Below are 22,202 nucleotides of genomic sequence, written 5' to 3'. Positions count from 1 at the left end.
GAGGGGGCGTTATGGCGCCAGCGCGCCCAGCGGGCTCGGCCCGTCCTGGCGGCGGCAGGCGACGGTCTGGCGGTCGACGGCCAGGGTCGCCGGCACCGCCTCGCGGCAGGCGGCCTCGGCATGGGGGCAGCGCGGGGCGAAGGCGCAGCCGGGCGGCATGCGCGTCAGGTCCGGCGGCATGCCGGGGATCGGCTGCAACACCGATCCGCGCCGGGCACCGTGCACGGTGGAGGCCAGCAGGCCGGCGGTGTAGGGGTGCAGCGGCCGTTCGATCACGTCGACGGCGGGGCCGTGCTCGACGAACCGGCCCGCATACATGACCGCCAGTTCGTCGGCGATTTCCGCGGCGACCCCCACATCGTGGGTCACGAACATCACCGCCATGCCGAGTTCCCGCTGCAACTCGCGCAGCAGCAGCACGATTTGGATCTGCACGGTGACGTCGAGGGCCGTCGTCGGCTCGTCGGCCAGCAGCAGGTCGGGCTTGCAGGCCAGGGCGAGGGCGATCATGGCGCGCTGGCGCATGCCGCCGGACATTTCGTGCGGATACGCCTTCATGCGCCGCGCCGCCGATGGGATCTGCACCAGTTCCAGCAGTTCCAGCGCCCGGGCGCGCGCGTCCCGCCACGAGACGCCCTCGTGCCGGACAATGCTCTCGGCGATCTGGCTGCCGACCGTGAACACCGGGTCCAGCGCCGTCATTGGCTCCTGGAAGATCATGGAGATGCGGGCGCCGCGAAAGTCGCGCATTTGCGCTTCCGGCAAGCCCACCAGATCGGTGCCGTCGAAATCGATGCGGCCGTCGATGGTCGTGGTGGCCTTGGGCAGGATGCCGGCAATGGCGCGCATGGTGACGCTTTTGCCGGACCCGGACTCGCCCAGAATGCAGAGCACGCGGCCCGGCTGGACATCGAAGTTGACCCCGTTGACCGCGGCGACGCTGCCGGCGCGGGTGGCGAAGCGCACGCGCAGATTGCGGACGCTGACCAGCGGTTTTCCGGCCGGGTCCGTTTCGCCGGGGGCCGTTTCGTCCGGGGCGGTGACAAGGTCAGACTGGAACAGGCTGAGCATGGCAAACCTCCTGCGCGCGCGGGTGGGCGGCGGCGGGATCGTAGAGATGACAGGCGGCGAGGTGGCGGTGGTCCTTGCCGGCTTGCGTTACCAGCCGCGGGGCCTTCTCGGCACAGACCGGGGCGGCGAGGGGGCAGCGGGTGCGGAAGCGGCAGCCGCTTGGCGGGTCGATCGGGTTGGGCGGGTCGCCGGTGAGCGGCGCCTGCTCCGTCCGCCGGCGGGGCGACATGCTGGGCATCGCCGCCAGCAGGGCCTTGGTGTAGGGGTGGCGGGGCTGCTCGTAGATCGCGTCGACCGGCCCGATCTCCACCACCTTGCCCAGATACATCACCATGACCCGGTCGCTGACATAGCGCACCACGCTCAGGTCGTGGCTGATGAAGACATAGGTCAGGTCGAAGGCCGCCTTGATCTCGCCCAGCAGGTTCAGCACCTGCGCCTCGACCGACTTGTCGAGGGCGGAGACCGCCTCGTCCAGCACCAGCAGTTTCGGCTCGAACGCCAGGGCGCGCGAGATGTTGACCCGCTGGCGCTGGCCACCGGACAGTTCGTGCGGATAGCGGTTGGCATAGAGGTTGGGCGCCAGCCCCACCCGCTCCAGCAGCGAAATTGCCCGGTCCAGTGCTTCCCGGCGCGGTACGCCCTGGACCACGGGGCCGAAGGCGATGGACTGGGCGATGGAAAGCCTTGGGTTCAGCGAGGCATAGGAGTCCTGAAACACCATCTGCATCTGGCGGTAGAGCGCGCTCGGCGCGATGCCCTCCGGCTTGCCCACGGCCTTGCCGTCGAACACCACCTCGCCGCTGTCGGGCGGGATCAGGTGCAGCAGCAGGCGGGCCGTCGTGCTCTTGCCGCAGCCGGATTCGCCGACAATGCCCAGCGTCTCGCCCTGGTGGACCTCGAAGCTGACATCGTCGACCGCCTGGACGACGGATTTCTTGGCAAACAGCTTGCCCTTGATCGGGAAATGCTTGCGCAGGTCGTTGGCCACCAGCAGCGGCCGCGGGTTGGTCGGGTCGGTCGCGGTGGTCATACGCGCACATCCATGGCCTGGCGCAGGCCGTCGCTCATCAGGTTGAAGCTCATCGAGGTGATGAAGATCGCAATGCCGGGCAGGGCGGCGATGGTCGGGTTGACCCAGATCGCCTGGCGCAGATTGTTCAGCATCAGGCCCCATTCCGCGTCCGGCGGCGTCACGCCCAGGCCGAGAAAGCTGAGGCCCGCCGCCAGGATGATCGCGATGGAGATCAGGCTGGTGGTGTAGATCAGGATCGGCCCCAATACGTTGTTGAGCACGTGATACCCCATGATCGTCGCCGCGTTCGCGCCGCTGATGCGGGCGGCATCGACGAAGTCGAGCGTGCGCACCTGCGCCGTCACGGTCTCGGAAATGCGGACGATGGGCGGGATGAAGGTGATGGTCAGCGCCAGGATGGTGTTTTCCAGGCCCGAGCCCAGAATGCCGCAAATGGCGATGGCCAGCAGGATCGAGGGGAAGGCGTAGAGCACGTCCATGCCGCGCATGATCAGCGTGTTGACCCAGCCCCGGAAATAGCCGGCGACGATGCCGAGCAAGCCGCCGATCACCAGGGCGAACACCACCGGCAGCACGCCGGCGACCAGCGACAGGCGCGCGCCGAACAGCAGGCGGCTCAGCAGGTCGCGGCCGGTCTCGTCGGTGCCCAGCAGATGGCCCTTGTAGCCGAAGCCCTTCAGGCGGCCCAGGATCGAGCCCTGCGTCGGGTCGTGCGTCGCGAGCCAGGGGGCGAAAATCGCCATCAGCACGATGGCGAGCAGCAGGGCGCTCACCAGCAATGTGATCTTGTCGGCGCGCAGGCGCTCCCAGACCCGGCCCCAATAGCCGATGCCGTCCTGGGCGCGGGCCAGGGCCTCGTTCGGGTCCGTGGGAACGGGGGCGGCGTGAGCGGTGGTCATGACGATGTCCTCCCCTAGCGCCGCATGCGCGGGTCGATCAGTGCCTGAAGCACGTCGACCAGGATGTTGATGACCACGAACAGCCCCGCCAGCACCAGGATGGTGGCCGAGAGCACCGGCACGTCGCGGCGGAAAATCGCGAGATTCATCAGATTGCCGGAGCCGGGCCAGTTGAACACGGTCTCCACCAGGATGGAGCCGCCCAGCAAATAGCCGAATTGCAGGCCCATCACCGCCAGCACGGAGGGGGCCGCGTTCTTCATGATGTGCAGCAGGATGCGCCGGTGCAGCAGGCCCTTGGCGTGCAGCGTGGTGACGAATTCCTGGCTGAGGATTTCCAGCACGCTCGCCCGCACCAGCCGGCTGACGACGCCCATGGGGATCAGCGACAGCGTGATGACCGGCAGGATCAGGTGCTGGATCTGCTCCCAGGTGGAGGGGAAGCCCTGTGGCCCCATGCCCTGGGCGGGCAGGATGTTGTAGGTGACCGAGAAGATCGCGACCAACACGATGCCGACCCAGTAATGGGGCAGGCTCACGCCGGTAATCGCGAGGCCGGACAGCAGCTTGTCCAGCCAGCCGCCACGGCCGACCGCCGCCAGCGCGCCGAGCGCGATGCCCAGGGCGAAGCCCAGGACGGCCGCGGGCACCGCCAGTTTCAGCGTGTTGCCGATGGCGGAACTCAGGTCGTCGATCACCGGCTGGTTGGTGAAGATCGAGACGCCCAGATCGCCCTGCAACAGGTTGCCGAGCCAGATCAGGTATTGCTCGTAGACCGGTCGGTCGAGGCCGAATTTCTGGCGCAGCAGGTCGGCGACCTCTTTCGGGGCCTCCGGCGGAATCAACAGGTCGGCGACGTCGCCGGGCGACAATTGCACCAGGCCGAAAATGACGATGGAAACGCCAAGCAGGATCGGCACGGCATAGAGGACGCGCCGAAGGATGAAGATCTCCATGGGTCCGTTTCTTTGGCTTCAGGCTGCCGGAAACTGCGGACGCCCGCCCCCGCTTGGGAGGCCGGGGGCGGGCGTCCGCCGGGGGGCGCTCTATTTCAGGTCCACGGGAGTGAAGTCCTGGAACCAGCTTTGGGCCGAGACGAACCCCGTAACCTTGTCGGACATGGCCCGGGCGTTCAGGTCGTGCACGATCCAGAGCCAGGGGGCCTCGTCCACGACGATCTCGTTCAGGCGCTTGACCTTGGCGGAGACGTCGGCATCGCCGCTCGCCACCTGGATTTCCCCCAGGAGCTTATCGTACTCCGCATTCTGGAAATGGCCCCAGTTGGAGCCGTTCGGCGCCATGTTGGCCGACCAGAACCAGCGCGCCATCTGCGAGATGTCGGACGACACCAGGCTGATATTCATGGCATCGACGCCCAGCGACTGCGGGCCGGTCGGGTCGTTGCGGAAGGCCACCAGCATGGTGCCCCACTCCACCACCTCGAAGTCGATGGCGATGTTACACTGCGCCAGGGTCTGCTGCAGGAACTCGTTCATCGGCAGCGGCAGCATCTGGCCGGAGCCGCTGGTGGAGATCATGACCTTGGCCTTGACCGGCTTGTCCGGGCCATAGCCGGCTTCCGCCAGCAGGGCCTTCGCCTTGTCCGGGTCGAACGTGTAGGCGTTGGCCGGCGAGCCGAACTTGCCGCTGCCCTTCTTGAAAAAGCCGTAGGAGGGCTCGGCGGTGCCGTTCAGCAATTCCACCATGCCGTCGCGGTCGATGCAGTAATTGGCGGCCTGCCGCACCTTCACGTCGCGGAAGGGCGAATCTTCCTTGGCGAGGTTGAACACCCACGGCCAGTTGTGCGGATAGCTGTTGGTGACGATCTCATAGCCGGCGCCTTTCAGGCTCGGGATCGCATCCGGCGGCGGCACCTCGATCCAGTCCACCTGCCCGGACCGCAGCGCCGCCAGGCGCGTGGTCGCCTCGGGCATGGGATAAAGCTCCATGCCGTCCAGCTTCGGCACGCGGTCCTTGTCCCAATAGGTGGCGTTCTTCGCCAGGCTGACGCTGATGCGCGGCTTGAAATCGGTGATCTTGAACGGGCCGGTGCCGGACGGCGCCTTGGCGAACGCGGCCCAGTCGCTGCCCACCTTCTCGAACTGGGTCGGGCTGGAATACAGCATGTAGACCAGCAGATAGGGGAAGTAGCTGAGCGGTCGGTCGGTGCTGATCTCCAGCGTGTAGTCGTCGATCTTGCGATAGCCCGCCACATTCGGGTTGCGCGCCCGGACAATGGCGGAGCCCTGCGGCTCGAACTGGGGCGCGTCGGAATTGTAATACCGCTCCAAGTTCCAGATCGCGGCGTCGGCGTTGAAGGGCGAGCCGTCGTGGAAGGTGACGCCGTGGCGCAGCTTGAACACCCATTTCGTCGGGTCGTTCGGGTCCTGGCTCCAGCTTTCGGCCAGGCCCGGGCGGATATCCGCCAGCGTGTCGGCGCTGGAGAGGTCCCAGAGCACAAGCCCTTCGAAGATCGGGTAGCCGAGGAAGCGCATGCCCTCATAGCCGTTGTTCGGCATGCCGGTGGTGGTCGGCACGTCGGACGCGGTCATGGCAATGCGCAGCGTGCCGCCCGCCATCGCCGGCGCTGCCAGGCCGAGCCCCAGAACGGCCGCACTGGTCGCCAGCAGCATGCGCCGCCAGGACGTCTTCAAATCGAAACGCATCAATTCGGTCTCCCTTCCCCGTTATCGGGGGTTTCGGTCACGGGCAGGGCGGCCGGCTCCGGGGGACGGCATGGCCGCGACACTGCCTTCGCGAGCCGATCTCGCAAGTGGCATGCCAAATCGTGAATTCGGCCCCGCCCTTGGCACGATCCTTGCAGGCTCGGTGTGTGAAACCCCTCAGGAGCCTTGCCATGCCCCCAACCCCATCCTTGCGTTTCGAAACCTTTGCCGCGGTACTGGCCGCAAACGGGTACGCCCCGGAACAGGCCAAATTGCAGGCATTGTATGCTGCATTGCACACAATCGAGGCGCTGCAACAGCGTGTGCGCCAGGCGACGGCGGACATGGCGCTGGAGCCGGCGCATGTGTTCGTCGAACCCGCCCGTGCGGGAGACGCCACGTGAGCAGCAAGCCATTGCATTTTCTGACGATTGCCGAAGCATCAGAGCTGCTTCGGTCGCGCGCGCTGTCGGCCGTGGAGCTGACCGAACACCTGCTGGCCCGGATCGAGGCGGTCGATCCGACGGTCAATTCCTATCTTCTGGTCACGGCGGAGCGGGCCCTGGACGACGCCAGGAGCGCTGATGCTGCGATTGCGAAGGGGGAGGGCGGCCCGCTTTGCGGCATTCCCGTCGCCCTGAAGGACATTTACGATACCGCCGGCATTCGCACCACCAGCGGCTCGCATCTGCACGCCGACCGGGTGCCCGCGGCGGACAGCGTCTGCGCCGCCCGGTTGAGGGAGGCGGGCACCGTTCTGCTCGGCAAATTGCAGACCCACGAATTCGCCTTTGGCGGTCCGTCCTGGGACCTGCCGGCGCCACCGGCGCGCAATCCCTGGAACCCGGACCATTTCACCGGCGGCTCGTCCAGCGGCTCGGGTGCCGCGACCGCGGCCGGTCTGGCGCTGGGCACGCTCGGCACCGACACGGCCGGCTCCATCCGCATGCCGGCCTTCTTTTGCGGCATCGCCGGGGTGAAGCCGACCTATGGCCGCGTCTCGCGCCGGGGCGTCTCGCCGCTCGGGTTTTCGCTGGACCATTGCGGGCCGATGACCTGGACCATCCGCGACAGCGCGATGATCCTGCAGGCGCTGGCCGGTCACGATCCGCGCGATCCGGGGTCGGCGGACCGGCCCGTGCCCGACTATTGTGCGGCGCTGACGGGCGATATCCGCGGCCTGCGGATCGGCCATATCCGGCATTTCTACGACGGCGACGACCACGCGGAAGCCCCGGTGATGCAGGCCATGGATGCGGCGGTCGAGACATTGCAGGGCCTGGGTGCGGTGGTGGAGCCGGTGCAGGTGTCCGCGCTCCAGACCTATCACGCCTGCGCCGTGATCGTGATGATGGGCGAGGCGATGGCGATCCACGAGCCGCACCTGCGCACGACACCGGAGAAGTATGGCGAGATTTTCCGCGACCGCATGATGCTGGGCTCGGTGCTGACGGCGCAGGACTATGTGCAGGCGGTGCGGCTGCGGCGGGTGCTGGCGGCGGAATTGCAGGCGCAGTTTGCGGACTATGACGTGCTGCTGACCGCCGGCGGCTGGGGCCCGGCGCCGCCGATCGACCAGATGTCGCCGATCTACGTCTTCCAGCGCCCCTTGCTGACCTCGCCGTTCAACGCAACGGGCTCGCCGGTCGCCTCGGTCTGCAACGGCTTTGCCGAGAGCGGCTTGCCGGTGGGCATGCAGATCGTCGGCCGGCCGTTCGACGAGGCGACGGTGATGCGGGTGGCCGACGCGTTCGAGCGGGCGACGCCCTGGCGGGACCGGCGGCCGGACCTCGGCTGACCGCTGCCGTCCCTTTTTGCATCGGGCCGGAGCCGTCTGGACATTTCCGGACGGCCCGGTTCATGATCCGCCGTGTTCAGACAACCGACGGATCAGCTCCCATGCGCATACTCATCACCGACCGCCACGCCTCCGACGACGGACTGGAGCAGGAGGCGGCCGGGCCGGATATCGAGATCGAGGCCTTCAGCGCGCCGGAGGAGGTGACCGACGACGCCTGGGCGCGGGCGGATGCCATCGTCACCTATCGCGGCACCCGCGCGGTGATGGCGGCGCTGCCGAAGCTGCAGCGGGCGCGGATCGTGGTGCGGGGCGGCGTCGGCTTCGACGGGCTCGACCTGAAAGTGCTGGGCGAGCGCGGCATCGCCGTCTGCACCGTGCCCGACTATGGCACGACCGAGGTGGCCGACCATGCCATCGCCCTGATGCTGGCGCTGCGCCGCGGCCTGAACCGTTACGAGCAGCGAATGCGCCAGGACCCGGCCGGCCTCTGGCGCTATGTGGAAAGCCCCTGCATCGACCGTCTGCGGGGCCGCACCTTCGGCGTGTTCGGCATGGGCCGGATCGGCCTGGCGGCCGCGCGCCGGGCCGCCGCGTTCGACATGACCGTGGTGTTCTACGACCCCTACCAGCCGGACGGCTATGAACTGGCCACGGGCTATAAGCGGCTTGCCTCGGCCGAGGAATTGTTCGAGACCGCGGACACCGTCTCGATCCACTCGCCGCTGACGGATGAGACCCGGGGCGCCATCAACGCCAACCTGCTGGGGCGCATGCACGAGCGCGCGGTGGTGGTGAACACGGCCCGCGGGCCGATTGTCGACCTGGACGCGATGTACGACGCGCTGAAGGCCGGCCGTCCCGCCGGTGCCGGGCTCGACGTGCTGCCGCAGGAACCGGCGGACGCGAGCCATCCGCTGATCAAGGCCTTCATGGCCGGCGAGGACTGGCTGGACGGCCGGCTGATGGTCTCGCCGCACGCGGCTTTCTACAGCCCGCCCGGCCTGCGCGACCTGCGCTCCAAGGCGGTGGCGACGGCGGCCCAGCGCATCCGCGACGGCTCGGTCCGCAACTGCCAGAACCTGCACTTCCTGACGGAGTGACGCCGGCGGCGAGGGGCGGGCAGTCAGACCGCCTCCGTCGCTGCCGAGTGCGCGGTGAAGGCCCGCCAGCCGCCGAACCGGGTGATGTCGCGGGCGTCGGCGACCGCTTCGGCCTCCACCAGAAACCCCTTCACCCGGCGACCGTCGGCCAGCCGGAGATCGCCGATCCCCAGCGGCGGCGGGATCGCGGCGACGAACCGGCCGAAGGCGGCGTGCGACAGGCGGTAGACTTCCACCTGGACCGCGCCGCCCGGCTGGCCGCGCAACAGGCCGGGCTTCGGCGGTTCGCTGTCGGGCAGGGCGAACAGCCGGTAGAGCGGTGCGGTCTCCGTCGCCTCGACGAAGGCGGCGCCCAGGTCCTGCAACTGGTGGTTCAGCGCCATGCCCGAGAGATGAGCGCCGACCACGGCCAGCAGCACCGCGTCCGTGTCGCCCCCGCCGGCCAGGGCCGGGGCCAGCGCCGTGGCGAGATGGGCCAGCCGCAGATCGTGGCCGGCCGGGGCCAGCAGGGTCAGGCTCGCCGGCTGGCCGTCGGGACGGGCGGCGGCCGGCACGGTCAGGCCGCAAAGGCCCAGCAGATTGACGAAGTTGGTATAGGTGCCGAGCATCGCGTTGACGCCGATCGGGTCGGCGAGCACCTCGGCCGTGGTCGGGTTGCGCGGTGCGGTCGGCACGCAGAGCAGGTCGACCTCCGCCAGCAACGGCTCCACCGTCCGGCGCAGATCGGCGAGCGCGTAGGTGGCCGCGAAGGCGTCGGCGGCGCTGTAGGCCGGCGCCTTTTCGATGATGGCGCGCGTGACCGGGTGAAGGGCATCGGCCTGGGCTTCGATAAAGGGCCGGATCGCGGCATAGCGTTCGGCCACCCATGGCCCCTCATAGAGCAGGGCGGCAATGGCGTAGAAGGTCTGGAACGGCAATTCCCGGATGCGGACGCCGAGCCCCGCGAGGCGATCCAGCAGGGCGGCATAGGCCGTGGCGGACGCTTCGCAGCCGTCGAACCGCCGGTCCGCCGGCGCCGGCACGCCGACGGTCAGGCCGGCGAGCGCCGGCCAGGGGGGCTCTTGGAGGACCGGCCGCGAATAGGCGTCCGCGGGGTCGAAACCGGCGGCGGCTTCGAACACCGCCAGGGCGTCGGCGACGGAGCGGGCGAACACGGAGACGCAATCCAGGCTGCGGCAGGCGGGCACCACGCCGCGGGTCGAGAGCGCGCCCAGGCTGGGCTTCAGCCCCACCAGGCCGTTCAGCCCCGCCGGCACCCGGCCCGAACCGGCCGTGTCCGTGCCCAGCGCGAAGGGCACGATGCCTTGTGCCACCGCCACCGCCGACCCGGAACTGGAGCCGCCCGGCACCAATTTTGGGTCCAGGGCATTGCGGGGGGCGGGATAGGGCGTGCGCAGGCCGACCAGGCCGGTGGCGAACTGGTCCAGATTGGTCTTGCCGATGGGGATCGCGCCGGCGGCCCTGAGGCGCGCGACCACCTCGGCGTCCCGGTCCGGCGTATAGGCATAGGCCGGGCAGGCGGCCGTGGTGGGCATGCCGGCGACGTCGATATTGTCCTTGACCGCGAACGGCACGCCCCAGAGCGGCCGGGCGGCGGGCTCGAACGGCCCCAGCGCCGCGATGGCCGCGTCGAGTGCCGCCCGGTCGGCCAGATGCAGGAAAATGCCCGGATCGTCGATCCGCTCCAGCCGGTGCAGCGCCGCCGCGATCAGGTCTTGCGGCTTGGCGCCATTGGCGTAAGCCTGTCGGTATTCCGAAAGACTGAGACTCATTCCGCGGCCTCCAGGGCGGCAGGGGGGAGAGGCGGTTCCGGGCTCGAAGCCAGAAGCTGCCGCGTGTAATCGGTCGCCGGGCTGGTCATGACTTGCTCGGTCGGTCCCTGCTCGACGATGCGGCCGGCGCGCATCACCATCACCCGCTCGCACAGCAGGCGGACCACGTTCAGGTCGTGGCTGACGAACAGGTAGCTCATGCCGAGTTGCGCGCGGAGGTCGGCCAGCAGGTTCAGCACCACCGCCTGTACCGACACGTCCAGTGCCGCGGTCGGCTCGTCCAGGATCAGCACGCTGGGGTCGAGGGCGATGGCGCGCGCGATGCCGACCCGCGCCTTCTGGCCGCCGGACAACTGGTGCGGGAAGCGGGTCAGCAATTCCCGCGGCAGGTTCACCCGGTCGGCCAACGCCTCGACGCGCGCCGCCACGGCCTTGCCGCCGGCCAGATGGCCGAGGCGCAGCAACGGGTCGGCGATGCACCGGGCCGCCGTGAAGCGCGGGTTCAGCGAGTCGGTCGGGTCCTGGAACACGAATTGCAGCTTGGCCCGCGCCGGATGCCGGGCAAAGCGGGCCGCCGGCACCGCACCAATCTCCTCGCCGGCGAGGCGGATCGAGCCGGCGGTGGGGTCCAGCAGGCGCATGATCATCATCGACGTGGTGGACTTGCCGCAGCCGGACTCGCCCACCAGGCCCAGGCTTTCGCCCGCATGCAGGTCGAAGGACAGGTCGTCCACCGCGCGGAAGGCGGGCTCGGCCTTGTCATCCCTGCGCCAGGGCAGCCAGCCGAGGCCGGGACCGCCGCCGCCGAATTCCTTGATCAGGCCCCGGACCGCCAGCAACGGCTCGGCGGACGAACCCGCCGACGGCTTCGGGTCCGGTTCCGTCCGGCGCGGGTCGTCCGGCGGCAACAGCGCGCGGACGGTTCCGGTCCGCCGCGGCGTCGCCTCGATCAGGGCGCGGGTGTAGGGATGGCTCGGCGCGGCGAACAGGGGCTCGACGGCCGCGCTCTCGACCACCGCGCCGCGCTGCATGACCACCAGCCGCTCGCAATAGCTGGCGGCCAGGCCCAGATCGTGCGTGATCAGAATGGTGGAAAGCCCGCGCTCCCGCGCCAGTTCCTGCACCAGGTCCATGATCGCCTTCTGGGTGGTCACGTCCAGGCCCGTGGTCGGCTCGTCCGCGATCAGCACCTTGGGCCGGCAGGCCAGCGCCAGCGCGATCACCACCCGCTGGCACATGCCGCCGGACAGCTCGTGCGGATAGGCGTGATAGCGCCCCTTGGGATCGCGGATGCGCACCCGGTCCAGCAGGTCGATGGTCTGGCGCTTCGCCTCGGCGCCGACCGCGACCGAGTGTTCGCGCAGCACGTCCTCGATCTGCTGGCCCACCTTGCGGATCGGGTTCAGGGCGCTGCGCGGATTCTGGAAGATCATCGAGATTTCGCGGCCGCGAATGTCGCGCATTTGCCGCTGGTCGGCGCGGCGCAGGTCGATGCCGGAATAGCGCATCTCGCCCTCGGTCACCCGGCCGTTGGCGTCGAGAATGCCCATGAGGGCGTAAGAGGTGACGGACTTGCCCGAGCCGGACTCGCCGACAATGCCCAGGGTCTCGCCGCGGCCCAGGGTGAAGGAGACGTCGCGCACGGCGGTCACCACCCCCTCGCGCGTGCCGAAGGCGACGGTCAGGTTCCGGACCGAAATCAGGGGCGCTGTCGGTTCGCTCATGTCCGTTGCCTCGGGTCGACGATGTCGCGGAGCGCATCGCCCAGCAGGTTGAACGTGAACACGGTGAGCATCAGCGCCAGGCCCGGAAAGATCGCCAGCCACCACTCGCCGGAGACGATGAAGTTGGCGCCTTCCGCCACCATGATCCCCCATTCCGGCGTCGGCGGCCGCACGCCCAGGCCGATGAACGAGAGGCCGGCGGCGTTCAGGATCGCCCAGCCCATGTTGAGCGAGGCCTGCACCGCCATCGGCGGCAAGGCATTGGGAAACACCTGGGTCGCCAGAATGCGCCAGTCGCGGTTGCCGGAAAGCTTCGCGGCCTGCACGAAGCCCGCATTGCGCCGGATGGCGGCCTCGGCCCGGGCGACGCGGGCGTAGAACGGCACGTTGATGATGGCGGTGGCGTAGATGATGCTCTCCACCGTGTTGCCGAGCGCTGCGACAATGCCCATGGCGAGCACGAACAGCGGAAACGCCATGATCGTGTCGATGACGCGGCCGCTGATCCTGTCGACCCAGCCGCCGAAATAGCCGGCGCTGGAGCCGATGGCGGCGCCGACGAAGAAGGACAGCGTCACGGCCGAGACCGAGATCATCAGGTCCAGCCGCGCGGCGGCCAGCACCCGGCTGAACACGTCCCGGCCCAACTGGTCCGTGCCGAACCAGTGGTGCCACGAGGGCGCTTGCAGGGCGTTGGCGGCATCGGTCGCCAGCGGGTCGTAGGGCGCGATGGCCGGGCCGAACACGGCGGCGAACACCACCAGGGCAAAGCCCAGGATCGCGACGATGCTGACCGGGTTCTCGGTCAGGACATAGACCAGATGGCTGCGCCGTGCGGGTCGCGCAGGGGCGGCGGTGGAGGCGGCGGCGGTGGCGTCAGTCATCGCTCTGGATCCTGGGGTCGATCAGCGTGTAGGCGATGTCGATCGCCAGGTTCAGCGCCACGAACAGCACCGCCATGGACAGCACGAACCCCTGCACCGCGGCGTAGTCGGAGACCACCAGCGCATCGACGGCGAACGAGCCGATGCCCGGCCAGGCGAACACCTTCTCCACCAGCACGTTGGCACCCAGGGTGAAGGAGAACACCATGCCGAGCGTGGTGATGACCGGCAGCATGGCGTTGCGGAAGGCATAGCGGTGCAGCACCACCCGGCGCGACAGGCCCGCGGCCCGCGCCGTGCGGATGAAGTCGCTGTTCAGCGCCTGCAACATCGCCCCCCGCGTCATGCGCGCGATGGGGGCGAGCGTGAACAGGGCCAGGGTCAGCATGGGCAGGAACAACTGGCTGGCCGCGGCATAGGCGGTCTCGGTGTCGCCCGCCAGCAGGGCGTCGACGGTGTAGAAGCCCGTGATGTCCGGCGGCGAGAGATAGGCGAAGTCCAGCCGGCCGATCGGCGCCGGCGCCCAGCCCAGTAGGTAGTAGAACACGAAGACCAGGGCGATGCCGGTGAAGAAGGTCGGCAGCGAGACGCCGGCGGTCGCAACGACCCGGCAGGCATGGTCGACCAGCGTGCCGGGCCGGGTCGCGGCCAGCACGCCCATCGGGACCGCCACCGCCAGCGACAGCAGCAGCGCGCCCAGGGTCAGTTCCAGCGAGGCCGGCAGGCGGCGGGCCAGCTCGTCCGCCACCGGCTGGCCGGTGGAGATCGACATGCCCAGATCGCCGCGCAACAGATCGCCGACATAGACCAGGAACTGTTCGGGCAGGGAGCGGTCCAGACCCAGCGCCTGCCGCACCTGCTGGATCGAGTGCGCGTCCGCCGCCGGCCCGGCAAAATAGGCGGCCGGGTCGCCGGGCAGGGCGCGGGTCAGCAGGAAGGTCACGACCACCACGCCGACCAGCGCCGGCAGCGCCTGTCCGATCCGTCCGAACACCATCCAAAGTCGCCGAGAGGATGTCATGGCCGCCGCTCCCCGCGCTCGCCCTCAGCCGACCGCAAACTTGCGGGCGTCGAGCTGGCGGTGGAACCAGTATTCGTAGCCTTTCAGGTCCTGCGCCATGGCGGAATTGAGGCTCGGCTGCCAGAGCGGGATCCGCGGCACGTCCTCGAACGCGATGGCGATCAGGCGTTTGATCTTGGGCGCGTAGTCGGGATCGTCCGTCGGGATGTGCAGGGTCTCGTCCACCAGCTTCGCCACCTCCGGATTGTCGTAGTTGGAGGAGTTGAACAGGTGGCCCTTCAGGTAGGCCCAGAAGAAATAATAGCAGGGGTAGTTGAGCCAGCCGCCGAAATTCTCCAGGTGCAGCGGTAGCCGCTTTTCGACCAGGTTGGCCGTGCGCCAGTTGGCGCCGGGGATTTTCTCGATGGTCGTTTCGATGCCGATCCTGGCCAGGCTTTCCTGGATCAGCAGCGCGGTCGGCTCCATCCAGCTGGCCTGCGACAGGTCGATGGAGAAGGTGGTCTTGAAGCCGCCGGCGAACGCGCTCTCCTTCAACAGGTCCTTGGCCTTGTCCAGGTCCAGCGCATAGGGGAAGGGCTGCGGCCAGGAAATATCCGCCGGCGTCATCGACGCGCCGCCCCACATGCCGACGCCCTGGCCATAGGCGGCGGCCTTGAACACCTCGGCATAGGGGATGGCATAGGCCACCGCCTGGCGCACCTTCCGGTCCTGGAACGGCTCGAACTTCAGGTTCAGGCCGACGCAGTTGATGCAGTTCTCGACCGGCGTGCTGACGACCGTCAGGTCCTTGTCGGCGGTCAGTTCGCTCGCGTCCTTGTTGGGGATGCCGAAGGCCAGTTGCACGTCGCCCCGCTCCACCAGCGCCCGGCTCGTCGCCTGCGAGGGAACCTCGCGCACCACCACCCGCTGGACGCCGGGCAGCGGGCCGCTGGTCCACTTGTCGTTGCGCTCGTAGACGAATTGCTGGCCCGGGTCCCAGCGGGCGATGCGATAGGCGCCGCTGCCGGCCGTGTTGCGGTGCAGGTATTCGGTCGCCCAGGGGTCGTCCGCGGTGGCGTGCTTCAGCGCCGCCTTGGAATTGATGATCATCGGCACCGGCACGGCCAGGTCCGGCAGCGTCAGTTTCGACTTGCGGATGAAGTCGATGCGGAAGGTCTTGTCGTCGACGACCACGAACTGGTCGGTCTTTTCCAGCGAGCCCGCCTTCATCTGCACCGCCGGAAAACCGCCCAGGGTGACCGCGCGGTCCAGCGACCATTTCACGTCGTGGGCGGTCACCGGCGCGCCGTCGAAGAACACGGCGTTGTCCCGCAGCTTGAACGTCATGGACAGGCCGTCCGGCGCCAGTTCCCAGCTTTCCGCCAGGTCCGGCTGGGTCACGCTGTAGTCATACGAGAGCGAGCCGTCCGGCAGGGTCTTGGTGCCGAACGACACCAGCCGGTCATAGCAGTTGACCGCGATCTGATAGCTGGGCCGGTTGGTGCCGGAGCGGTGGATGTCGAGCGAGTTGATGGTCCGGTTGATCGCCACCACGGCCACCCCGTTCGGGGCCGCCGACGCCGGCAGGACCTTCAAGAACGGCAGCAGGCCGGCACCGACCGTGACGGCCCCCGTCCCTTTGAGAAAACTCCGACGATCCATGAGTCCTGCCTCCTGCTTGCGGTGGGGTCGACGTTCAGCCTTGATGCCCAGACGCTAGCCATGGAAACCGATGCAGTCTTCTGCTAAGAAATCAGCAGAGCGATGCATTATTTCGAACGGTCAAAGGCGGTCCTCCCGTGCCACATCTGAAGCCTCTCACCTATCTGCTCGAAGTCGCGCGGATCGGTTCGATCCGGAAGGCGGCGGACGCGCTGGCGATCACGCCGTCGGCCCTGAACCGCCGCATCCTGGCGCTGGAGGAGGAATTGGGGGCGCCGGTGTTCGAGCGTCTGCCCCGCGGCGTGCGCCTGAACACGGCCGGGGAAATCCTGATCCACCATATCCGGAACCAGGCCTCCGAAATGGACCGGGTGCGCTCGCAGATCGCCGACCTGGCCGGCGTCCGCCGCGGCCATGTCTCCATCGCCTGCAGCCAGGCGCTGCTGCCCTTCTTCCTGCCCCGCCAGATTCAGACCTACCGGGCCGAACACCCGGCCGTGAGTTTCAGCGTGCATCTGCGCGACCGGGAGGCGGCGGAGCGCGCCCTGGTCGAGTACGAGGCTGACCTGGCCCTGGTGTTCGAGCCGACCCGTTTCGCCGACTTCCACACCATCCTGACCGTGCGCCAGCCGGTCTGCGCGCTGATGGCGGCCGACCACCCGCTGGCGGGCCAGTCCAGCGTGCGCCTGCGCGAATGCCAGCAGTTTCCGCTGGCGCTGCCGCTGGCACCCTATGGCGTGCGCTATCTGCTGGATGCCAGCGCGGCCCGTCTCGGCACGCCGCTGGAGCCGCTGATCCAGTCGGACAGTTTCGAGTTCCTGGTGGCCTATAGCGGCGCGCCCGACATTATCGGCTTTCAGATTCCCATCGGCCTGCCGGAGCCGGAGGCGTTCGGCGACCGGGTCAGCATCCCGCTCGACGCGCGCGACGTGCCGCCGGGGCTGCTCTATCTGGGGCATTTGCGCGACCGCACCCTGCCGGTCGCCGCCGCCCGGTTCGCCGACCAGCTGGCGACGACCTTCGTTGCCGACTACGACTATGGCTAGGCCGCTTGCGGTAACGGTTGAACTCCTCTGCTGCTCCTTCTCCCGCGCAAGCGGGAGCCCATGCCTGAGACCTTCTCACAGGACACGGACTCGGTATTGGCCTCTCAGGCATGGGTCCCCGCTTCCGCGAGGACAGGGAAGATGGGGTGGTGAGCCGGCGGGAAAAGACTCCGCCCTGGGTGGGAACCCGGCTCTATTCCGGGTCGAGGAATTCCACCGGCCGGTCCCACTGGATCAGCACGACGCAGCCTTCGTCGGACCAGACGCTGTGCTCGCTGCCCTCCGGGTTCAGCACCACGGAGCCCGCGGGGTAATGCCCGCGTTCGTCGCTCTGAGCGCCGTCGAGCACGACAATGGTTTCCAGCCCCCGATGCCGGTGCCGCGGCACGGTCGCGCCGGGGGCGTAGCGCAGCAGGGCAACCGCGGGCTCGCCCTGGACCAGAGGACAGATGTCGACGCCGTCGCGGAACGCCTCGAACGGTTGGTCGCGCCAGCCGCCCTGCAACAGGTCGGCCAGCACCAGCGGCTTGGTCATCGCAGCGCCTCCAGGATTTGAGCGGTGGTCGCGGTCCAGCCGACAATGGCGCCCTGGGCGCGGATCATATCGATGGCCGCCTGTTTGAAGGCCGGGAAATAGCTCTCGGTCGCATCCGTCGCCAGCAGGCCGTCATAGCCGCGGTCGTTCGCCTCCCGCATCGTGGTCTGCACGCAGACCTCGGTCGTCACGCCGGCAAACACGAGCTGGCAGAGGCCGAGGGCTTCCAGACGCGCGCCGAAATCGGTGGCATAGAAGGCGCCCTTGCCGGGCTTGTCGATCACCGGTTCGCCCGGCAGCGGCGCCAGTTCGGGCACGATGTCCGCCCCCGGCTCGCCGGCGATCAGGATGCGGCCCATCGGGCCCGGATCGCCGATCCGCAGGCGCGGCGCACCGCGCTCGCGCTTGGCCGGTGGACAGTCGGAGAGATCGGGCCGGTGGCATTCGCGCGTGTGCAGCACCGGCAGGCCCGCGGCCCGGAACCCATCCATCAGCCGGCGGACGGTCGGAATGATCGCCTGCAACGGCCGCACGTCATTGCCCAGGCTTTCGCCGAAGCCGCCCGGTTCGACGAAGTCGCGTTGCATGTCGATCACCACCAGGCCCAGGCTCCGGCGCTCGAACGGAAAGGCGAAGGGCTCGGCGGCAATGGTCGGCATCAGGCATGCCCCGCCATGTGCCGGCCGATCTCCGCCACGTTGGCGGCGGCAATCGGGCCTTCGAAGGCGATGCGGCCCTCGGACATGACCAGCACCCGGTCGGCCAGTTCCAGCACCTCGTCCAGGTCTTCGCTGATGAGGAGGACGGCGGTGCCGCCGTTGCGCGCCGCCATGATCCGCGCCCGGATCTCGGCCACGGCGGAGAAATCCAGGCCGAAACAGGGGTTGGCGATCAGCAGCAGGTCGACCTCGCCGCTCAGCTCCCGCCCCAGCACCAGCCGCTGGACATTGCCGCCGGACAGCGAGCGGATCGGCGTATCCAGCGAGGCCGTCTTGACCTTGAAGGCCGCAACGATGGCCGCGGCGGCTCGCATCATGGCGCTCCCGTTGACCCAGAAGCGGCTGCCCCGGCAAGCGACGTCGAAAGTCCGGAACGCCGCGTTCTCCGCGACCGACATGGCGGGGGCGCAGGCATTGCGCAGCGGCTCCTCCGGCAGGTAGCGGACCTTGTGGCGCTGCGCCTCCGCCCGGGTCGCGGCGAAGCGCTGGCCGTGCACCCGGATCTCGCCGGCCTCCAGCGGCCGCTGGCCCGCCAGGAGCTCCATCAACTCGGTCTGGCCGTTGCCGGAGACACCGGCAATGCCCACCACTTCGCCCGCGTGCACGCTGAGACGGTCGATCCGGATCGGCTTCCGGCCCGACCGGTCCAGGGCGCGGACCCCTGAGACTTCGAGCACCGGCGCGCCCGGCCCGCCGACACGGGCGGCCTGGGTTTCGCTGCCGGCGGTGCCGACCATCATGTCCGCCATGGCGGCGTGGCTGAGGCCTTCCACCTTGCGCCGGCCCGCATGCCGTCCGCGGCGCAGCACGGTGACCTCGTCGGCAAACGCCGAGACCTCGCGGAATTTGTGGGTGATCATCAGCACGCTGATCCGGTTCTCGCGCGTCATCTCCCGCACCAGGCCCAGCACCTCGTCGGCCTCGGACGGGGTCAGGACCGACGTGGGTTCGTCCAGGATCAGGAAGCGGCGGCCCAGATAGAGCTGTTTCAGGATTTCCAGCTTCTGCTTTTCGCCCGCCGCCAGACTGTGCACCGGCCGGTCGAGCGGCACCCGGAACGGCATGGTCTGCATGAACGCGGCGAGTGCGGCCTGCTCGTGCCGCCAGTCGATCACCGCCGGCGCATCCTCGCGGCTGATAAAGAGGTTCTCCGCCGCGGTCAGCGAGGGCACCAGGGTGAAATGCTGGTAGACCATGCCCAGCCCCAGCGCATGCGCCGCGCGCGGGTCCGGCACCTCCACCTCGCGGTCGCCGACCATCAACTGGCCGTCGTCGGGCTGGTAGAAGCCCATGATGCATTTGACCAGCGTCGACTTGCCGGCGCCGTTCTCGCCCAAGAGCGCATGAAACGTGCCGGGCGCGATGCGGATGGACACGTCGTCCAGCGCCGTGAACGCGCCGAAGCGCTTGGTCATGCCGACCGCCTCGACGGCCGGCGGAGGAGTCGCGACCCCGGTCATGGGCAGAGCCTTTCCGCGATGATCGCCACCGGCCCACCGCCGTCCGGCCCCTGATGCTCTGCGCCGCCGGAGACGAACAGCGGCGTCTCGCCCAGCAGCGCCGCCAGCGCGCCGCCGACAAAGGCGCGGGCGTGACGGGTGGACGAGAGGTCGGAGTCGTTCAGCATGGTGTGGCGCCAGCCGCGCACCTCGCCGCTGGCGCTGGCCTCGGCCTTGGCGAGCAGGGCGACGGGGCGCGCCAGGGGCTGAGCGCCGCTGCCGAACGGGTCCGCCAGATGCAGGCTTCGCATCAGCGAGACGACCGGGGCGATGTCGAGCGCATCGCCCATCACCGCATGACCGATGCGGAGCGGCCCGGTCCAGGCCGGGCTCTGGCCCAGCACGACCACCTCGTTGGCCATCAGTTCGACACCGGCCGAGCAACTGGCCCGCGCGCTCGCCAGCGACCGGTCCCGGCCAATGGCGGTGTCCGCGATCCGGTCCAGAGGCAGTTCGCCGAGCGCCACCGCCACGCCCAGCGCCGCCGCCCCACGCGAAAGGCCCATGGATTTCAGCGTCTCCCGCGTCGCGACCGTCTCTCCGCGCGCCTCGGCATCGGCGATCCGGGCAGACGTCAGCAGCGGGCATTTGATCTGGACGAAATGCACGTCCGCCGGGGTCTCGATCCCGGCGTTGGCGATGGCCTGCGTGACGGCTTCGGCCACCAATTCCACCTGCGCGCGCCGGCCGATCTCCTCCGGCGCCAGCGGCCGCGTCATGGCGTGGCCGACGGCGAGGGCGGGTTCGTCGCCGGCCAAGACCGGCCCAGCATCCTCCCGCGCCTCGATCACCAGCCAGTGCGGGCTGAGCGCGCCCTCGGTTCCGCCGGACATGACGAGGCAGACTTGCTCCACCCGCTCCGGCGGCAGGTGCGCCGCCAGCAACCGGCGCAGCGACTGGGTGGCGTAGCCGCGGGTGAAATCGTTGACGCAGCCATTGCCCTCGGTTTTGCCGAGGATCGCGACCACGGCCGCCGGCACGATCCGCCCGGCGGCGATGCCGGCCGCGATGGCCGAGGTGTCGTCCGGCCCGGCCATGGGCAGGCGATGGATGGAGGCGCGGCGAGGGGAGGCAGACATGGCGGAAGCTCGCTATCCGGGCAGACCGGCGATCAGGGTGGTGCTGTCCGACACCGCGCCGAACACGCCGCCCTGCATCTTGACCATTTTGAGGGCGGCGTCGTGATTGCCCTTGTCGGTCGCGCCGCAGCAATCCTCCAGCAGCAGGCACTCGAAGCCGCGGTCATTGGCCTCGCGCATGGTGGTGTGGACGCAGACATCGGTGGTGATGCCGGTCAGGATCACGTTCTGAATGCCGAGCGTGCGCAGCATCATCTCCAGGTCGGTGGCGCAAAACGAGCCCTTGCCCGGCTTGTCGATCACCGGTTCGCCGTCGATGGGGGCCAGTTCCGGAATGATCTCCCAGCCGGGCTCGCCCCGCACAAGGATGCGGCCGCAGGGGCCGGGGTCGCCGATGCCCGCGCCGATCCGCTGCGAGCGCCAGCGCTTGTTCGCCGGCAGGTCGGCAAGGTCGCGCCGGTGGCCCTCCCGCGTGTGGAAGATATGGTAGCCCTTGGCCCGCATGGCGGCGAGCACCGCCCGGATCGGCTCGATCGGCGCGCGGGTCAGGGTGAGGTCATAGCCCATGGCGTCGACATAGCCGCCAGGTCCGCAGAAATCGGTCTGCATGTCGATGACGATCAGGACCGTGTTCCCCGGCCGGAAGTCGCCGTTGAACGGCCACGGATAGGGATCGGCGGCGATGGTGCTCATTCGGCAGCCTCCAGCTTGCTCTGGCCATACAGGCGGGCCGGCTCGGGAAAGCCGCACGACGTGCCGTCCTTGACCCGCACTTGATCCTCCCATGGCAGGGCGTAGCGGCCGGCGACCATGTCCTGCATGAAGGTGTAGGGGCAGTCCTGCGCGCCGCCCTTGACCGCGGTGAAGCCGCGGTGGCCAAACTGGTAGATGTTGTTCTCCACGCCCCAGCCGGCCCGTGCCTCCCGCACCAGGTCGGGGCGCACCTCGGCGGTGATGATCTCGTCCGGGCGGCCGGTGGTGCCGTGGGCGAGCACGGTGCCGTCGAAATTGACGATCATGCCCTCGCCCATGCTGTCGAACGTGCCGTCGGACCCGCACATGCAGACATTGGCGGTGACCATCAGGTTGCAGAAGGCGTTGGACTGGTTGGTGAAGCGCCAGGACTCGCGGATCGGCGCGGTGTAGCCGGCCGTGCGCAGCATGATCTCCGCCCCCTTATAGGCGCATTCCCGCGCCATTTCGGGGAACATGCCGTCATGGCAGATGATCAGCGCCAGCTTGCAGCCGTTCGGGCCGTCGATCACCGGGATGCCCAGGTCGCCCGGCTCCCACGGCTCCACCGGCACCCACGGGTGCAGCTTGCGGTAATAGAGCTTCACCTCGCCCCGGTCGTCGATGACCAGGCCGACATTGTAGGGATAGCCGCCCGGATTCTCCTCCATGATGGAGAAACAGCCCCAGATGCCATTGTCGGCGCAGGCGGCCCGGAACGCCGCCACCTCGGGCCCGTCCATCCGGCATAGGATAGCCGGATCGGTGTTCATCGAGAGGCCGTGCAGCGCGTACTCGGGAAAGACCACCAGGTCCATGCCCGGCAGGTTGCGCCGGGCCTTGCCCACCAGGTCGACGAGGCGCCGGGTCTGGGCCGCCAGTTGCTCTGGCGTCTCGACCACGGGCAGTTGCAACTGCACCAGGCCGAGGACGACGCCGTTCGGGGATTTGTTGAGACCGCCGAGGCCGTTCATCCG

19 protein-coding genes are annotated in these 22,202 nt (G+C 68.9%); 3 read left to right on the top strand and 16 right to left on the bottom strand.

The genetic code is table 11. The features are described 5' to 3' along the window. Positions 1 to 9 precede the first annotated feature (9 nt). The 5 genes from H6844_12895 to H6844_12875 form a co-directional block, all read right to left on the bottom strand. The gene (locus H6844_12895; GenBank protein ID MCB9930294.1) at positions 10 to 1,071 is read right to left on the bottom strand and encodes an ABC transporter ATP-binding protein; all 1,062 of its coding nucleotides are present in this window, start codon (positions 1,069 to 1,071) and stop codon (positions 10 to 12) included. Further along, positions 1,049 to 2,104, bottom strand: a complete 1,056-nt coding sequence (locus H6844_12890; GenBank protein ID MCB9930293.1) for an ABC transporter ATP-binding protein — start codon at positions 2,102 to 2,104, stop codon at positions 1,049 to 1,051. The genes H6844_12895 and H6844_12890 overlap by 23 nt, the downstream gene beginning before the upstream one ends. Next, the gene (locus H6844_12885) at positions 2,101 to 3,006 is read right to left on the bottom strand and encodes an ABC transporter permease (GenBank protein MCB9930292.1); all 906 of its coding nucleotides are present in this window, start codon (positions 3,004 to 3,006) and stop codon (positions 2,101 to 2,103) included. The genes H6844_12890 and H6844_12885 overlap by 4 nt, the downstream gene beginning before the upstream one ends. Positions 3,007 to 3,020: 14 nt before the next feature. Continuing rightward, positions 3,021 to 3,962 (bottom strand): ABC transporter permease, encoded by a 942-nt coding sequence (locus tag H6844_12880; GenBank protein MCB9930291.1) that lies wholly within the window; start codon positions 3,960 to 3,962, stop codon positions 3,021 to 3,023. 90 nt (positions 3,963 to 4,052) lie between these two features. Further along, positions 4,053 to 5,639: an ABC transporter substrate-binding protein gene (locus H6844_12875; protein MCB9930290.1), complete on the bottom strand. Its 1,587-nt coding sequence runs from the start codon at positions 5,637 to 5,639 to the stop codon at positions 4,053 to 4,055. A gap of 145 nt (positions 5,640 to 5,784) precedes the next feature. Between H6844_12875 and H6844_12870 the strand changes: the two genes are divergently transcribed. Next, on the top strand, positions 5,785 to 7,470 hold the full coding sequence (locus H6844_12870) for an amidase (protein MCB9930289.1): 1,686 nt from the start codon (positions 5,785 to 5,787) through the stop codon (positions 7,468 to 7,470). Between the two features lie 101 nt (positions 7,471 to 7,571). Beyond that, entirely contained in the window at positions 7,572 to 8,573 is a 1,002-nt protein-coding gene (locus H6844_12865; GenBank protein MCB9930288.1) for a C-terminal binding protein, read from the top strand. Between the two features lie 23 nt (positions 8,574 to 8,596). Here H6844_12865 and atzF read toward each other — a convergent pair whose 3' ends face one another. The 5 genes from atzF to H6844_12840 are packed head-to-tail and all read right to left on the bottom strand — an operon-like array spanning position 8,597 to position 15,615. Then, entirely contained in the window at positions 8,597 to 10,345 is a 1,749-nt protein-coding gene (gene atzF, locus H6844_12860; GenBank protein MCB9930287.1) for an allophanate hydrolase, read from the bottom strand. Continuing rightward, positions 10,342 to 12,069: an ABC transporter ATP-binding protein gene (locus H6844_12855; GenBank protein ID MCB9930286.1), complete on the bottom strand. Its 1,728-nt coding sequence runs from the start codon at positions 12,067 to 12,069 to the stop codon at positions 10,342 to 10,344. The genes atzF and H6844_12855 overlap by 4 nt, the downstream gene beginning before the upstream one ends. Next, positions 12,066 to 12,953 (bottom strand): ABC transporter permease, encoded by an 888-nt coding sequence (locus tag H6844_12850; protein MCB9930285.1) that lies wholly within the window; start codon positions 12,951 to 12,953, stop codon positions 12,066 to 12,068. The genes H6844_12855 and H6844_12850 overlap by 4 nt, the downstream gene beginning before the upstream one ends. Beyond that, positions 12,946 to 13,974 (bottom strand): ABC transporter permease, encoded by a 1,029-nt coding sequence (locus H6844_12845; protein MCB9930284.1) that lies wholly within the window; start codon positions 13,972 to 13,974, stop codon positions 12,946 to 12,948. The genes H6844_12850 and H6844_12845 overlap by 8 nt, the downstream gene beginning before the upstream one ends. A 24-nt stretch (positions 13,975 to 13,998) precedes the next feature. Next, positions 13,999 to 15,615, bottom strand: coding sequence for a twin-arginine translocation signal domain-containing protein (locus H6844_12840; protein MCB9930283.1), 1,617 nt, complete (start codon positions 15,613 to 15,615; stop codon positions 13,999 to 14,001). Between the two features lie 137 nt (positions 15,616 to 15,752). Between H6844_12840 and H6844_12835 the strand changes: the two genes are divergently transcribed. Continuing rightward, entirely contained in the window at positions 15,753 to 16,661 is a 909-nt protein-coding gene (locus H6844_12835) for a LysR family transcriptional regulator (protein MCB9930282.1), read from the top strand. A 193-nt stretch (positions 16,662 to 16,854) separates the two neighbouring features. Here H6844_12835 and H6844_12830 read toward each other — a convergent pair whose 3' ends face one another. The 6 genes from H6844_12830 to H6844_12805 are packed head-to-tail and all read right to left on the bottom strand — an operon-like array spanning position 16,855 to position 22,199. Beyond that, positions 16,855 to 17,196, bottom strand: a complete 342-nt coding sequence (locus tag H6844_12830) for a cupin domain-containing protein (GenBank protein MCB9930281.1) — start codon at positions 17,194 to 17,196, stop codon at positions 16,855 to 16,857. Next, the gene (locus tag H6844_12825; protein MCB9930280.1) at positions 17,193 to 17,855 is read right to left on the bottom strand and encodes a cysteine hydrolase; all 663 of its coding nucleotides are present in this window, start codon (positions 17,853 to 17,855) and stop codon (positions 17,193 to 17,195) included. Before H6844_12825 ends, H6844_12830 begins: the two co-directional genes overlap by 4 nt. After that, the gene (locus H6844_12820) at positions 17,855 to 19,375 is read right to left on the bottom strand and encodes an ABC transporter ATP-binding protein (GenBank protein ID MCB9930279.1); all 1,521 of its coding nucleotides are present in this window, start codon (positions 19,373 to 19,375) and stop codon (positions 17,855 to 17,857) included. Before H6844_12820 ends, H6844_12825 begins: the two co-directional genes overlap by 1 nt. Continuing rightward, positions 19,372 to 20,493 (bottom strand): ring-opening amidohydrolase, encoded by a 1,122-nt coding sequence (locus H6844_12815; protein MCB9930278.1) that lies wholly within the window; start codon positions 20,491 to 20,493, stop codon positions 19,372 to 19,374. The genes H6844_12820 and H6844_12815 overlap by 4 nt, the downstream gene beginning before the upstream one ends. Before the next feature lie 12 nt (positions 20,494 to 20,505). Further along, positions 20,506 to 21,186, bottom strand: coding sequence for a cysteine hydrolase (locus H6844_12810; GenBank protein ID MCB9930277.1), 681 nt, complete (start codon positions 21,184 to 21,186; stop codon positions 20,506 to 20,508). Further along, on the bottom strand, positions 21,183 to 22,199 hold the full coding sequence (locus tag H6844_12805; GenBank protein MCB9930276.1) for a formamidase: 1,017 nt from the start codon (positions 22,197 to 22,199) through the stop codon (positions 21,183 to 21,185). The genes H6844_12810 and H6844_12805 overlap by 4 nt, the downstream gene beginning before the upstream one ends. Between the last annotated feature and the right edge of the window lie 3 nt (positions 22,200 to 22,202).

The organism is Alphaproteobacteria bacterium, from assembly GCA_020638555.1.
Taxonomy (GTDB): Bacteria; Pseudomonadota; Alphaproteobacteria; order Bin95; family Bin95; genus JACKII01.
This window is presented reverse-complemented; position numbering and strand designations above follow the sequence as displayed.